General features: G+C 56.7%; 15 protein-coding genes. 11 read left to right on the forward strand and 4 right to left on the reverse strand.

Going from position 1 to position 13,516, the window contains the following annotated elements; translation table 11 throughout:
* Positions 1 to 2: 2 nt before the first annotated feature.
* Positions 3 to 896 (forward strand): fructosamine kinase family protein, encoded by an 894-nt coding sequence (locus tag HFD95_RS02280; protein WP_033757473.1) that lies wholly within the window; start codon positions 3 to 5, stop codon positions 894 to 896.
* A gap of 12 nt (positions 897 to 908) precedes the next feature.
* Here HFD95_RS02280 and HFD95_RS02285 read toward each other — a convergent pair whose 3' ends face one another.
* Positions 909 to 1,445 (reverse strand): YniB family protein, encoded by a 537-nt coding sequence (locus HFD95_RS02285; RefSeq protein WP_010245694.1) that lies wholly within the window; start codon positions 1,443 to 1,445, stop codon positions 909 to 911.
* 146 nt (positions 1,446 to 1,591) lie between these two features.
* On the opposite strand from HFD95_RS02285, the gene hxpB reads away from it, so the two are divergent.
* From hxpB to HFD95_RS02315, 6 genes are all read left to right on the forward strand, one after another.
* Positions 1,592 to 2,260 (forward strand): hexitol phosphatase HxpB, encoded by a 669-nt coding sequence (gene hxpB, locus HFD95_RS02290; protein ID WP_010670023.1) that lies wholly within the window; start codon positions 1,592 to 1,594, stop codon positions 2,258 to 2,260.
* 173 nt (positions 2,261 to 2,433) lie between these two features.
* Positions 2,434 to 3,270, forward strand: a complete 837-nt coding sequence (gene kduI / locus HFD95_RS02295) for a 5-dehydro-4-deoxy-D-glucuronate isomerase (protein WP_010670022.1) — start codon at positions 2,434 to 2,436, stop codon at positions 3,268 to 3,270.
* A gap of 16 nt (positions 3,271 to 3,286) precedes the next feature.
* Positions 3,287 to 4,048 (forward strand): 2-dehydro-3-deoxy-D-gluconate 5-dehydrogenase KduD, encoded by a 762-nt coding sequence (gene kduD / locus HFD95_RS02300; RefSeq protein ID WP_010245706.1) that lies wholly within the window; start codon positions 3,287 to 3,289, stop codon positions 4,046 to 4,048.
* A gap of 140 nt (positions 4,049 to 4,188) precedes the next feature.
* The gene (locus tag HFD95_RS02305) at positions 4,189 to 4,779 is read left to right on the forward strand and encodes a metal-dependent hydrolase (RefSeq protein ID WP_050679947.1); all 591 of its coding nucleotides are present in this window, start codon (positions 4,189 to 4,191) and stop codon (positions 4,777 to 4,779) included.
* Positions 4,780 to 4,930: 151 nt separating this feature from the next.
* Complete coding sequence (locus HFD95_RS02310) at positions 4,931 to 6,322, forward strand: L-cystine transporter (protein WP_010670021.1); 1,392 nt, start codon at positions 4,931 to 4,933, stop codon at positions 6,320 to 6,322.
* A 188-nt stretch (positions 6,323 to 6,510) separates the two neighbouring features.
* Positions 6,511 to 6,903: a DUF6515 family protein gene (locus tag HFD95_RS02315; protein WP_010245714.1), complete on the forward strand. Its 393-nt coding sequence runs from the start codon at positions 6,511 to 6,513 to the stop codon at positions 6,901 to 6,903.
* A gap of 66 nt (positions 6,904 to 6,969) precedes the next feature.
* Here the strand turns inward: HFD95_RS02315 and osmE are convergent, their stop codons facing one another.
* Entirely contained in the window at positions 6,970 to 7,305 is a 336-nt protein-coding gene (gene osmE, locus HFD95_RS02320; protein WP_010245718.1) for an osmotically-inducible lipoprotein OsmE, read from the reverse strand.
* 301 nt (positions 7,306 to 7,606) lie between these two features.
* Between osmE and HFD95_RS02325 the strand changes: the two genes are divergently transcribed.
* From HFD95_RS02325 to cho, 4 genes are all read left to right on the forward strand, one after another.
* Complete coding sequence (locus tag HFD95_RS02325; RefSeq protein ID WP_022625759.1) at positions 7,607 to 8,809, forward strand: multidrug effflux MFS transporter; 1,203 nt, start codon at positions 7,607 to 7,609, stop codon at positions 8,807 to 8,809.
* Positions 8,810 to 8,927: 118 nt separating this feature from the next.
* Complete coding sequence (nadE, locus tag HFD95_RS02330) at positions 8,928 to 9,752, forward strand: ammonia-dependent NAD(+) synthetase (RefSeq protein WP_010670018.1); 825 nt, start codon at positions 8,928 to 8,930, stop codon at positions 9,750 to 9,752.
* A 60-nt stretch (positions 9,753 to 9,812) separates the two neighbouring features.
* The gene (yddG, locus tag HFD95_RS02335) at positions 9,813 to 10,703 is read left to right on the forward strand and encodes an aromatic amino acid DMT transporter YddG (protein ID WP_167429781.1); all 891 of its coding nucleotides are present in this window, start codon (positions 9,813 to 9,815) and stop codon (positions 10,701 to 10,703) included.
* 67 nt (positions 10,704 to 10,770) lie between these two features.
* Entirely contained in the window at positions 10,771 to 11,631 is an 861-nt protein-coding gene (gene cho, locus HFD95_RS02340; protein ID WP_010245728.1) for an excinuclease Cho, read from the forward strand.
* Positions 11,632 to 11,704: 73 nt separating this feature from the next.
* Here cho and spy read toward each other — a convergent pair whose 3' ends face one another.
* Both spy and astE read right to left on the reverse strand, forming a co-directional pair.
* On the reverse strand, positions 11,705 to 12,199 hold the full coding sequence (spy, locus tag HFD95_RS02345) for an ATP-independent periplasmic protein-refolding chaperone Spy (RefSeq protein ID WP_010245731.1): 495 nt from the start codon (positions 12,197 to 12,199) through the stop codon (positions 11,705 to 11,707).
* Positions 12,200 to 12,507: 308 nt separating this feature from the next.
* The gene (astE, locus tag HFD95_RS02350; protein WP_022625762.1) at positions 12,508 to 13,503 is read right to left on the reverse strand and encodes a succinylglutamate desuccinylase; all 996 of its coding nucleotides are present in this window, start codon (positions 13,501 to 13,503) and stop codon (positions 12,508 to 12,510) included.
* Positions 13,504 to 13,516 lie beyond the last annotated feature (13 nt).

Raw genomic sequence — 13,516 nt, forward strand, 5'->3', positions numbered from 1 at the left:
CAATGTGGTCAGCCATTAGTCGTCTGTTAAGCGAGCAGTTAGGCAACGCCGAAATCACTCAACGTCACGCCCTCGCGGGGGGTGATATCCATCCCACCTGGCAGATCCGCTACGGTGATCACGACGTCTTCGTCAAAAGTAACAGCCGCGATATGCTGTCGCTCTTTACCTGGGAAGCAGACCAGTTGGATTTGCTGGCGCGCACCGGCACGGTTCGGGTGCCTAAAGTCTATGGAGTGGGTCATCATCGCGAGGAGAGCTTTCTGCTGCTGGAATATATCAGGCCACAGCCGCTTGATGAGCAGAGTGCATATCAGCTCGGTCAGCAACTGGCGCATCTGCATCAGTGGAGCGAGCAGACGCAGTTCGGCCTCGATTTCGACAATAACATCACCACGACGCCCCAACCCAATAGCTGGCTGCGCCGCTGGTCGGTTTTTTTTGCTGAACAGCGCATTGGCTGGCAGCTGCAACTGGCAGCGGAAAAGGGAATTCAGTACGGGGATACAGAGCTGATCGTTGCCTGCGTGCAGCGGGTGCTCGCGTCACATCATCCGCAGCCGTCGCTGTTGCATGGCGACCTCTGGCCGGCTAACTGCGCCAGCAGTGAGAGTGGCCCCTGGCTGTTCGATCCTGCCTGTTACTGGGGCGACCGTGAGTGCGATTTAGCTATGCTGAGCTGGTACCCTGACCTGCCTCGCCAGATTTACGACGGTTATCAGGCGGTGTGGCCGTTACCGGATGGTTTTTCGCAGCGTCTGCCGGTCTACCAGCTCTACTATCTGCTCAACCGGGCTAACGTCTTTGGCGGGCACTGGCCAGGCGATGCACAGTTCGCCATTGGCCAGTTGCTGGATGAGGATGCGCTGGGCGCCAGTCAGGCCAGACCGGCCTGACAAAGCTCGCGGTCAGATAAAGCCCAGCAGCGACAGCGCAAAATAACCGGCTATCGCAATCACCACCGGCAGGACATAGAGCGGGAAGATCTGCAGGAAGATGGTGTGGCGAGGTACGCGCACCTTCTCTTCCAGTTGCTGACGGCTACGCCCTTCACTGCCTTTTGCCTGCTCCAGAATCATCTGATCCTCAATGCCTTCTTTGACGTGACGCGCCTGACGTCCCATCCGCGCGCCTGACGACTCCAGCGCCAGCCCGACAAAAATCAGAATGTAGATTAGCCAGAAACCCAGGTTCATCTGACCGTTAAATTCCGGTACCGGCGAGTTATGCCAGAAGACATTCAGGAATGGCGTGTTAAAGCGCAGCATGTCGACGATGACGTGGACGAAATCGAGCATGACGGCATCAATGCCTGGCTGCTTTTCGCTATGCTTAAACATAAAGCTCAATACAGAAATAATGGTCGACAGCAGCGCCACTAAAAAGAGCACCCAGCCTGCCACTCGCTTGAGGATGGCGATACGGCCAGCCTGTTGATAGGTCATAATATCTCCTGAACCCGGAATCCAATTTGCCGTCAGTTTACCTGCCAACGGTGAAATTTCCCAAATAAAGCGTGGCCTGTCGGGCAGAGCGTGCGCCAGCAAAGAATGATGTTAAGGTAAAGCTGACTTTAAAAGGAGACCCCCTGATGCCTTATCACCGCCCTGTCCTTGCTGCCCTGTTTGATATGGATGGCTTACTGATCGATTCTGAGCCTCTGTGGGATCAGGCTGAGCTGGATATCTTTTCAACGCTGGATGTTGACCTGTCACGTCGCAGTGAAATGCCCGATACCCTGGGTCTGCGCATCGATCAGACTGTACGGATGTGGTACGAAACGCTGCCCTGGCATGGCCCCTCTCAGCAGGAGGTCACTGAGCGGATTATTACGCGCGCCATGACGCTGGTGGATCAGACGCGGCCACTGCTGCCGGGCGTGGAAACGGCGCTGCAACTGTGCCGGGAACAGGGGCTGAAAATCGGCCTTGCCTCCGCATCACCGCTAAAGATGCTGGAACAGGTGCTGGAGATCTTCAATCTGCGCCCTTATTTCGACGTACTGGCTTCAGCAGAAGCGCTGCCCTACAGCAAGCCCCATCCGCAGGTCTATCTCAACGCCGCCGCCAGCCTTGCGATCGATCCGCTCAACTGCGTCACGCTGGAAGATTCGTTTAACGGCATGATCGCCACCAAAGCAGCGCGAATGCGATCGATTGTGGTGCCCGCCGCTGAACACCGTGACGATCCCCGCTGGACGCTGGCGGATGTCCGGCTGGACAATCTGACCCAGCTTAGCCTGCAGCATCTGCAGGGATAATATCAGCCCGCTTATGGCGGGCTTTTTATTGCCTGTTGCACCTGTCACTTGATCTGACCCGCAAAAAATAAAACAACGTTTCATTTTTATTGAATTCCCATCCCGCTCTGCCTAAGATGCCAAAAGCGTCCCCGTTTGGGGCATGAATAACCTGACCTGCAGAGAGGCCTGAGATGGACGTTCGTCAAAGCATTCACAGCGATCACGCTAAGCAACTCGACACTGAAGCACTGCGCCGCGAGTTCCTGATTGAGAAGATATTTACTGCCGATGATTACACCCTGACCTACAGCCATATCGACCGCATCATTATTGGCGGCGTCATGCCGGTGAATAATCCGGTCACTATCGGTGATGAGATGGGAAAACAGTTGGGCGTCGCTTATTTTCTTGAACGCCGCGAGCTGGGCATGATCAATATTGGCGGCCCGGGTCTGGTAGAAGTTGACGGTAAAGCGTGGGAAATCGGTCACGAAGAGGCACTTTACATCGGCAAAGGTGCGCGCAACCTGCAGTTCCGCAGCCTGAACCCTGCGCAGCCGGCCAAATTCTATTACAACAGTGCGCCAGCACACAGCACCTTCCCGGACAAGAAAATCACGCTGCAGGAAGCCGCCACCGCGACGCTGGGTGATGCCGCGACATCCAATCGCCGCACCATTAACAAATTTATCGTGCCGGATGTGTTGCCCACCTGTCAGCTCACCATGGGCTTAACCAAACTGGATGAAGGCAGCCTGTGGAACACCATGCCCTGCCACACCCACGAACGCCGCATGGAAGTCTATTTCTACTTCGATATGAGCGAAGAGTGCGCCGTCTTCCACATGATGGGGCAACCGCAGCAAACCCGCCATCTGCTGGTACACAACGAGCAGGCGGTGATCTCACCCAGCTGGTCAATTCACGCCGGTGTCGGCACCCAGCGTTACACCTTTATCTGGGGCATGGTGGGTGAGAATCAGGTCTTTGATGACATGGACCACGTCAAAATCAGTGAACTGCGCTGAGCAGAGGAGAAATACCATGGTACTGAGTACGTTTAACCTGGAAGGTAAAGTCGCGCTGGTGACCGGCTGTAACACCGGTTTAGGGCAAGGTATGGCGCTGGGTCTGGCCCAGGCGGGTTGTGATATCGTCGGCGTTAACCGTGATGGCCCGGATGATACCCAAAGTAAAGTGGAGGCGCTGGGTCGCCGGTTCTGGCCGGTGCAGGCCGATCTGATGCAGACCAGCGTGGTGGCCTCAGTGGTTGAACAGGCGCTGGCCGCTGCCGGTAAAATTGACATTCTGGTCAACAATGCCGGCATTATCCGCCGTGAGGACGCACTGAATTTCAGCGAGCAGGACTGGGATGACGTGATGAATCTTAACAGCAAGAGCCTGTTTTTCCTGTCGCAGCAGGTTGCCCGTCAGTTTATCGCGCAGGGTAATGGCGGCAAGATCATCAATATCGCCTCCATGCTCTCCTTCCAGGGCGGTATCCGCGTGCCCTCTTATACGGCGTCGAAAAGTGCCGTGATGGGACTGACCCGTCTGATGGCGAACGAGTGGGCAAAACATGGCATTAACGTCAATGCCATCGCTCCCGGTTACATGGCCACCAACAATACGGAACAGCTTCGTAATGATGAGTCGCGCAGTGAAGAGATTCTGGGGCGTATTCCGGCAGGCCGCTGGGGCGTGCCGGATGACATGATGGGCCCGGTAGTCTTCCTGGCCTCTTCCGCGTCTGACTACGTGAATGGCTACACCCTGGCGGTGGATGGCGGCTGGCTGGCGCGTTAACCTTACTGGCGGACAGGGTTTCATCGCTGTCCGCCTTGTTAATAATATTCATGCTTCGTTACAGCGTCACATGTTCTCATTTACTGGATAAATCCCTATACTGGATGCATCGACAGTTTTCTTTGCAACCAGGTTCTATCATGACGGGCGAAGGCCACATCATTTTTGCCATTGCCAGCGCTATCTTTGCGAAGCGTGCTGAGCTGACACCAGTGCTGGCGCAGGCCGACTGGTGGCATCTTGTTCCCTCAGCGCTGCTGACATGTCTGTTGCCCGATATCGATCACCCTAAATCTCTGCTGGGACAGCGACTGCGCTGGCTCTCTCATCCTATTGCGCGCGCGTTCGGCCATCGCGGCTTTACCCACAGTTTGCTGGCGATAGCCGCCGGTTTATGGCTTTTTCAGATAAACCTGCCCCAGTCGTCGCCGATACCGCCTGATGTCCTGCAGGGTCTGACGCTGGGCTACCTTAGCCATATTGTGGCCGATATGCTGACGCCTGCCGGGGTTCCGCTGCTGTGGCCCTGCCGCTGGCGCTTCCGGCTGCCGATTCTGCGCAGCCAGAAAGGCAACCAGCTTGAGCGGGCATTGTGCCTGGGACTGGTGGGATATGCGCTCTGGTTTCCGGTGGGCATGCCATCTTTTGGTGCAAACGGCTGGCCGTCACAGCTGTTCGATACGCTACAAAATGGCGTCGGACGGTTGATTTCCAGTCATAGTGCGCAATAAATCAGCACAAAACGCTTTTAAGTTATAAACCATGCCATTTGGATATAAGGCACCCTCTTCGCCTGCTGTTACCATTCCTGCTGTCTTAATTCGTGATTAACATTATGCGGCCTTTCCAGAGCGAAAGGCCGCATTACTCTGGAGTTTCAGTATGGACCTTCCTCTTACGCTTAATATCGTAGCCTTTGTGGTGCTGCTGGTATTGCTTTCTCGCTTCAGCCGTCAGAACTGGAGCCTGTCGAAAAAAGTGCTGACCGGTCTGGTAATCGGCGTACTGTTCGGCCTGGTTTTGCAGTTGATCTACGGCGAAAACAGCGCAGTGGTCAAAGAGTCTATCAGCTGGTTTAATATCGTCGGTAATGGCTATGTCCAGTTGCTGCAGATGGTCGTAATGCCGCTGGTGTTCGTTTCCATTCTGAGTGCGGTCGCCCGTCTGCATAACGCCTCGTCGCTGGGAAAAATCAGCGTACTGACGATTGGCGTACTGCTGTTTACCACCGCGATCTCGGCGCTGGTCGGCGTCTTCGTGACCGGCCTGTTTGGCCTGAGCGCTGAAGGTCTGGTTCAGGGCGTGCAGGAGACTGCGCGTCTCAGTGCGATCCAGAGCAACTATGTCGGCAAAGTGGCTGACCTGACCGTGCCGCAACTGGTGCTCTCCTTTATCCCGAAAAACCCGTTTGCCGATCTGACCGGAGCCAGTCCGACCTCGATTATCAGCGTCGTCATCTTCGCCGCCTTCCTGGGCGTGGCTGCACTGCAGTTGCTGAAAGATGATGAAGTTAAAGGTCAGCGCGTGCTGGTCGCGATCGATACGCTGCAGTCCTGGGTCATGAAGCTGGTGCGTTTAGTGATGAAGCTGACGCCTTATGGTGTGCTGGCGCTGATGACCAAAGTGGTTGCCGGTTCTAACCTGCAGGACATCATCAAGCTGGGCAGCTTTGTGGTCGCCTCTTACCTCGGTCTGGCCATCATGTTTGGTGTCCACGCCCTGCTGCTGTCGGTAAATGGTATCAACCCGATGCGCTTCTTCCGTAAAGTGTGGCCGGTTATTACCTTCGCCTTTACCAGCCGCTCCAGCGCAGCCAGCATTCCGCTGAGCGTGGAAACCCAGACCCGTCGTCTTGGCGTGCCTGAGTCGATTGCCAGCTTCGCGGCCTCTTTTGGTGCCACTATCGGCCAGAACGGCTGTGCCGGTCTCTATCCAACCATGCTGGCAGTGATGGTTGCGCCAACCGTCGGGATCAACCCGTTTGACCCGCTGTGGATTGCGACGCTGGTCGGGATCGTGACGCTGAGCTCAGCAGGCGTTGCCGGTGTCGGCGGTGGTGCAACCTTCGCGGCGCTGATTGTCCTGCCTGCGATGGGCCTGCCGGTCACCCTGGTGGCGCTGCTGATCTCCATTGAGCCGCTGATCGATATGGGTCGTACAGCCCTGAACGTCAACGGTTCCATGACCGCCGGTTCTCTCACCAGTCGCTGGTTAGGTCTGACCGATAAGCGCGTCCTGGAAAGCGACGACAACGCCGAACTGGCGCACCGCTAATCTGCTTTGAACCTGGCGCGCACGCGCCAGGTTATTCCCGCCCTTCTTCTCCATAATCTCCCCCATTAATAGCAACGCCGTTAAGAAAGCGTTAAGCATGGTAAACAGGCGAAAAATCGCCGCTTTAGTGCTTGTCTTTGCCGGGTAAAAAGCGAATTCTGCATCCAGTCTTATGAGGAGAACACCTGATGAAAAAGATAATCGCCTCGCTTCTGACGCTGACGCTTTTGACACCCGCTCTGGCTTTCGCCCATCCTGGCGACTGGGGCCCGCCGGGTGGATGGGATCGCCACGGCGGCCACGGGCCACACTGGGGCGGACCCGGGCCGGTGCGCTTTTTGCCTGAAGCCGCAACCGCGGTGCTGATAGGCGGACTGACCTATTATCTGCTCAATGGCAATTATTATCAGCGTCACGGCGATGAGTATGTAGTGACAGAGCCGCCTGCAGAGTCGCGGGTCAGCAGTGAAATGCGGGTACTCGACTTTAACGGCAAACGCTTCTATGTGCAGGCTGGCCACTTCTACCAGCGGCAGATAGATGGCGATTATGTTGAGGTGCCGCGCCCGGCAGGATTGTAGTCAGCGCCACAACGAAAAACGGCCCGTCATAATGACGGGCCGTTTGCTATTCAGGGGTGCTATGAGTTACTGCTGAACCTGCGGATCGGTGTCATATTCCGCACAGCTCTGGAAGCCGTAGTTCATGACACGGCCGGTGTCGTTATAGCTCACGAAGTAAGTCTGAGCTTTACCGTCGCGTTGACCCAGCACATAAGTCTGGCAGGTGCCGCGCGCGTGAACCATGGTGATTTCAGTCGAAGGCGTACCGGCGATCTGACGAACCTGATCACGGGTCATACCCTTTTTAACATCCTTTACCACTGGCTTAGTCACGTAGCTTTCCGCACGATCGTAAGTCGTACAACCAGACAGTGCAGCCAGCGTCAGCGCCGCAGCGATACATCCCATCACTTTATTCATCTTGTTGTTCCTCATTTATTGTCCATGTGGAAACAAGCCTGGAACATAAATGCTGATTTATCAAGTTTATGACGAACAATTAGTGGCCTGCCAAATGTCAGGATTTCGTAAAGAAGGCTGTTTTGCTGTCAACGCAGCCGTATACTGCCCGGCAAAACAGGTACCGATAGCGCCCCGTTTTCAGAGACCACACCGTCATCCGCGCAGTCGCAGATTGGCGTAAATGTCACGTTACCGGCCGCTGTTTTTCACTGACTTACCCGCTTTCTGTTTACCCCATCGCTGACAATCCCGAGGATAAATGACCCCTGTACACTCCAATCGCCTGGTTTATGCCATTACGCTGGGCCTGCTGGCCGCGCTGGGCCCGCTCTGCATCGACCTCTATCTGCCTGCACTACCACAAATGGCCCAGGACCTGCACACCGAAACCGCTACCGCGCAGCTGAGTCTGACCGCTGGCCTGTTAGGTCTCGGCTTTGGCCAGCTGCTCTTTGGCCCGATGAGCGATAAGTTCGGCCGCCTGCGCCCGCTGACCCTGTCACTGGTGTTGCTGTTTATCGCCTCGATGGGCTGTGCGCTGGCGCAGGATATTAACCAGCTGCTGCTGGCGCGGCTGTTCGAAGGGTTAGCAGGTGCGGGCGGTGCGGTGCTGTCACGGGCAATTGCACGCGATATGTACAGCGGCCATGAGCTGACGCGATTCTTCGCTCTGCTGATGCTGGTCAACGGTCTGGCACCGATCGGCGCACCGGTATTAGGCGGCGTGCTGATGACGATTTTAAACTGGCGCGGCATCTTCATGGTGCTGGGCGGCATTGCCATTTTGCTGATCCTGCTGGCGCGCTGGAAGCTGCATGAAACCCTGCCTGAAGCACGCCGCAGTAAAGGATCAATATTCTCCGCCTACGCGGCATTGGGTCAGGTGATTACCCATCGCCCCTTCATGGGCTTCTGCCTGACCCAGGGATTTATGATGTCCGGCATGTTCGCCTACATCGGTGCCTCGCCGTTCGTGCTGCAGCAACTCTATGGTCTTTCGCCCCAGGCCTTTAGCTTCTGCTTTGCGGCCAACGGGTTTGGCCTGGTGATTGCTTCACAGACCAGCGCCCGCCTCTGTCCATTGTGGGGCGAATATCGGGTGCTGAAAGGCGGACTGACGCTGGCCTTTGTCGCCTCCAGCCTGCTGCTGCTGGCCGCGCTGCTGCATGCTCCCTTAGCGCTGCTGCTGGTGGCACTGTTCTTTACCATTGCCAGCAACGGCGTTATCGCTACCACCGCCTCGTCCCTGGCGATGCAGAGTCAGGGCCATCGCGCTGGTAGCGCCTCCGCGGTGATTGGCGTCACGATGTTTACGCTGGGTGCGATTACCGTGCCGATTACCGGCATCGGTGGTACCTCGGTGCTGAGCATGTGCGCCACCATTTTTGGCTGCTTTATGACGGCGATTCTGATGTTTAGCGTGCTGGCGAAAAAACCGCTGCCGCAGGTAAAAACTCACTGATTTCGCAACGTTTCATGGTAATGAGTTACCGCTTTGGCTTGTTGTTTTCGCAAAGGCACGTTAGCTTTAATAAAACGTTCGCATCGAGCCGACAGGCCACTGACCTGAGGAGAAGTTCATGTCACTGCAGCAGGAAATTATTGAAGCCCTGGGTGTGAAGCCCACTATCGACGCCGACCAGGAAGTGCGCGTCAGCATCGATTTTCTCAAAGCCTACCTGAAACGCCACAGCGGCCTGAAAACGCTGGTGCTGGGGATCAGCGGCGGTCAGGATTCAACCCTGGCGGGCGCGCTGGCGCAGCGGGCGATCACCGAACTGCGTCAGGAGAGCGGTGATAACGACTACACCTTCATTGCCGTGCGTCTGCCCTATGGTGTGCAGGCGGATGAGCAGGATTGTCAGGACGCGCTGGCCTTTATCAAACCCGACCGTTCGCTGGTGGTAAACATCAAAGAGTCGGTGCTGGCCAGTGAGCGCGCGCTGAAAGAGGCGGGTATTACGCTTTCCGATTTTGTCCGCGGCAATGAAAAAGCCCGTGAGCGGATGAAAGCGCAATACAGCATCGCCGGCATGACCAAAGGCGTGGTGGTCGGCACCGATCACGCGGCTGAAGCCGTGACCGGTTTCTTCACCAAGTATGGCGATGGCGGCACTGACATCAATCCCCTGTTCCGCCTGAACAAGCGTCAGGGCAAGCAGTTGCTGAAACACCTTGGCTGCCCGGAGCATCTCTATCTGAAGAAACCGACTGCCGATCTGGAAGATGATCGTCCAGGCCTGCAGGATGAAGTGGCGCTGGGCGTCACCTATGAGATGATTGATGACTACCTGGAAGGCAAAAGCATCAATCCTGACAGCGCCCGTATCATCGAAGGCTGGTATCAGAAAACCGAGCACAAACGTCGTCCGCCGATCACGGTATTCGACGATTTCTGGAAGTAATCCTGCCCCTCCCTTGCCGCGGCAAGGGAGGCTTCTCTCACTGACTTTGTTGATCGCTGCATGCCTGCCACCGTTTCGCGCGCGACCCTCGTCGGGCTTGTCGCCATTCTGCTCTGGAGTACGACCGTTGGCCTGCTGCGCAGCGTCAGTGAAGCCTTTGGCGCCACCGGTGGTGCGGCGCTGATCTACACCACCACGGCGTGTCTGCTCTGCCTGACCCGGGGCCTGCCCAGACCTGGCGCAATGCCCACCATCTACCTGTGGCTGGGGGGCGTACTCTTTGTCGGCTATGAAATCTGTCTGGCGCTGGCCATCGGGCTGGCCAGCGATCGCAGCCAGTCGCTGGAGCTGGGGATGATTAACTATCTCTGGCCCTGCCTGACCATCGTGCTGGCGATCCCATTTAATCAGCAGCGTTTCCGTGTCTGGCTGTGGCCAGGACTGCTGCTGTCGCTGCTGGGGATCGTCTGGGTAATGAAAGGCAGCGGCAGCGGATCGCCGGCGCTGTTGTGGCAGAATATGCTGCGCAACCCGGTCGCCTATGCACTGGCCTTTATCGCCGCCCTGACCTGGGCGCTCTACAACAATCTCACCCGCCGCTTTGCCCGTGGTTCTAATGGCGTCACGCTGTTTTTTATCCTGACTGCACTGGCGCTGTGGCTGAAATATGCCTTCAGCGATCACACTGCACCGATGACCTTTACGCCGGTGCCGCTGCTGGAGGTGCTGTTTGTCGGGCTCTCCACCGCCATCGCCTATTCCGCCTGGAATCACGGGATTCAACAGGGCAATCTGACGCTGCTGGCCACCGCCTCCTACTTTACGCCGGTGCTGTCGGCCCTGATGGGATCGCTGTGGCTCGGCCTGACGCCGCCGCTGGCCTTCTGGCAGGGCGTGGCGATGATCACGCTCGGCTCGCTGATCTGCTGGCGGGCAACACGGTCTCTGTAACCAGACGGCTGGCGATCATTTCACCTGCCTGTTATGCTGTATGGACAACCAGTAAATGGAGTCCATCTTGGTCAGACGTTCTGCCATACTTCGCCCCGAACCCGACGCGAATGCAATTTATCAATATCCCGAACACCTGCGTGAGTGGCTGGAAGGCCTGCCAAATCATCCTGGCGTCTATACCTTTCATGGCGAAAGTGAGTCGCTGCCGCTCTATATCGGTAAAAGTGTGAATCTGCGTTCGCGGGTGATGTCCCATTTCCGCACCCCGGATGAGGCGAAAATGCTGCGCCAGTCGCGTCGTGTAAGCTGGATCCCTACCGCGGGTGACCTCGGCGCGCTGCTGCTGGAAGCGCAGATGATCAAAACCCAGCAGCCGCTGTTCAATAAGCGACTGCGCAAAAACCGGCAGCTCTGTTCATTGCAGATTACCGACGGCAAACCGAATGTGGTCTACGCAAAAGACCTCGATTTCAGCCAGTCCCCCAACCTGTTTGGGCTCTATCGCAGTCGCTTCGCCGCGCTGGAACGGCTCAAGCAGCTCGCGGATGAGTATCAGCTCTGTCATGGCCTGCTGGGTCTGGAAGCGCTGAGTGCGGGGCGAGGCTGCTTCCGCTCGGCACTGCGCCGTTGCGCCGGGGCCTGCTGTGGAAAAGAGCCGGTCAGCGATCATCAGGATCGACTGCTGGAGGCGCTGGAAAACGTGCGGGTGTTCTGCTGGCCGTGGCAGGGTGCCGTGGGGCTGGTGGAGGAAGGCAAAGAGATGACGCAGATCCATGTTATCGACCACTGGTTCTATCTCGGTTCGGTCAGCAGCATGGATGAGGCCAGAAAACTGCAGCGGCCCAAAGGCGGTTTTGATCACGACGGCTACAAAATCCTCTGCCGCCCGATTCTGTCAGGTGCCTACCCTATTCTGCCGCTATAAAAAAACCGCCGACGCTGCCCACTCACCTTCAGTGGACAGCGCCGGCGGTCTCAGACCGTTCGCTTAACGAGTGTTATTCAGCCGGTTCTGCTGGCGGTGCCATTTTGCCCTCGTGCGGGCCTTTCTCAGTCAGACGCTTTTCAAAGTTAGCGTTGTACTGTTTTTTCTGCTCCGGCGTCAGCACGTTATAGAGCTTGTTCTGGGTTTCCAGCATCTTCAGCGCATGCTCTTTGGCATTGGCGGACATCTTCTCTGCCTGTGCTTCTGCTTTGCTCTGGTCGAAGCTGTCAGAGGCAATAATGCTGTGGGCCGCACGACGCTCGTCCAGTGACGGGCGTTTCATATCTTTGTGGCTCTCTTTCATGATGTCGCGCATCTGAGTTTTCTGCGCGTCGGTCAGGTTCAGACCTTTAAACATCATCTCCATGCCGTGGCGCATTGGCGGCTTGTGCATCGCTTTTTCGCTGCCTGCTGGCGGTGGAGTCAGGTTGTCAGCGGCTGCATGGACGGCGCTGGCTGCACCAAACGCCAGCGAGGAAGCCAGTAAAAGGGAAGTCAGTTTGCGCATAATAGTGTCCTTATAATTCATGATAATGACGACAGCACTCTGTCGCGTCTTCGGAAACAAGCATACGACGCTGAACGTCAACTACTCAGAGCCTGAGTAAAGCCGTGAAAGCATAAAAGATAAAAATCGGGCAATCATGAAGAGAATAAGAAGAAAGGCGTGAGGAATTGAAAATGTTTATGAATTTAAAGCGAATTTGGCAGAAATCATGGAGGAGTGTAAGGGTTACGACAGGAAAGCGGAAGCCGATCTTCCACTTTTCCTGTCGGTTTTTTAGCGCCGAGGGTCTGCGCTGTTAACAACCGCTATCAGACCGGCAGCGCCTGAGTCTGTTCGCTCTCTTCAATCAGCATCAGTCCGGCACGCAGCCCGGCGGCCACGTTAGGGTTAGGGAACAGCACATACTCCCGCGCCTGCTGCACGTAATAGCGGGTGCTACCATCTTCCGCCAGCAACGTCCCCTGTGGAAACGCGGTAAAGTTCAGCGTTTCCGGCGACATATGCAGCGTAAAGTGCTCACTCAGTCGGGTGATCTGCTGCGCGACCCGATAGTGACGCGGTCTAACCGCCGCCGCAGGCAGCGCTTCGCCATAGAGTAAAGACGCCAGCGCCTGCTGTGCCGCACTGAACTGACTGAGATCGTTTTCGCCAAACGGCAGCGCTTTGCCCAGCTCCAGGGTACAGCTGGCCGCACCGAAGTGCTCGCAGCTGAAGTGGGTAAAGGTGCCGCCCGGCGAGCGATGGAACACCAGCGCTTCCAGCCCGGCAGCGGCCAGCCAGTCAAGAAACGCGGGCGGCCAGGGGCGTTCATTGTGCGGCATCACGCCAAACTGAGGATGATAAGAGCCACGAATTGCGGTGTGCATGTCTAGGTGCCAGCGCGTTTCATCGCACTCGCCCAGCTGCCAGAAGGTCTCCAGCGCCTGCTCCAGCCGCAGCACGCGGCGGGCCTCATCACCATCATCAATCTGCTGCCAGCGTCCGCCAAACAGCCGGTTAATGTCATAACGCACATAGCGCTTACCGGCGCGTAGCGCTGAGGGATTACCCAGAATCACCAGCATGCGCTGCTGTAACGGCTTTTCGCCCCGCAGCAGCGGATTAACCAGCTGGTTCACCATTTCTACCGGGGCCGTTTCATTGCCGTGGATCCCGGCAGAGAGCACCAGCGCCTGTTTAACCGGCACCGTCGGCTCCATCAACAGTATGCCGTGATACAACCATTGCCAGCGAAGATGCGCCGTTTCACCACTACGCTTACGCGGCACCTCGCCGGAGAGCGTTTGCTGTAAAAAGTCCTGCATCGTTCCTCCTTTT

This window comes from Pantoea sp. EKM10T, from assembly GCF_011800685.1.
GTDB classification, from domain to species: domain Bacteria; phylum Pseudomonadota; class Gammaproteobacteria; order Enterobacterales; family Enterobacteriaceae; genus Pantoea; species Pantoea agglomerans.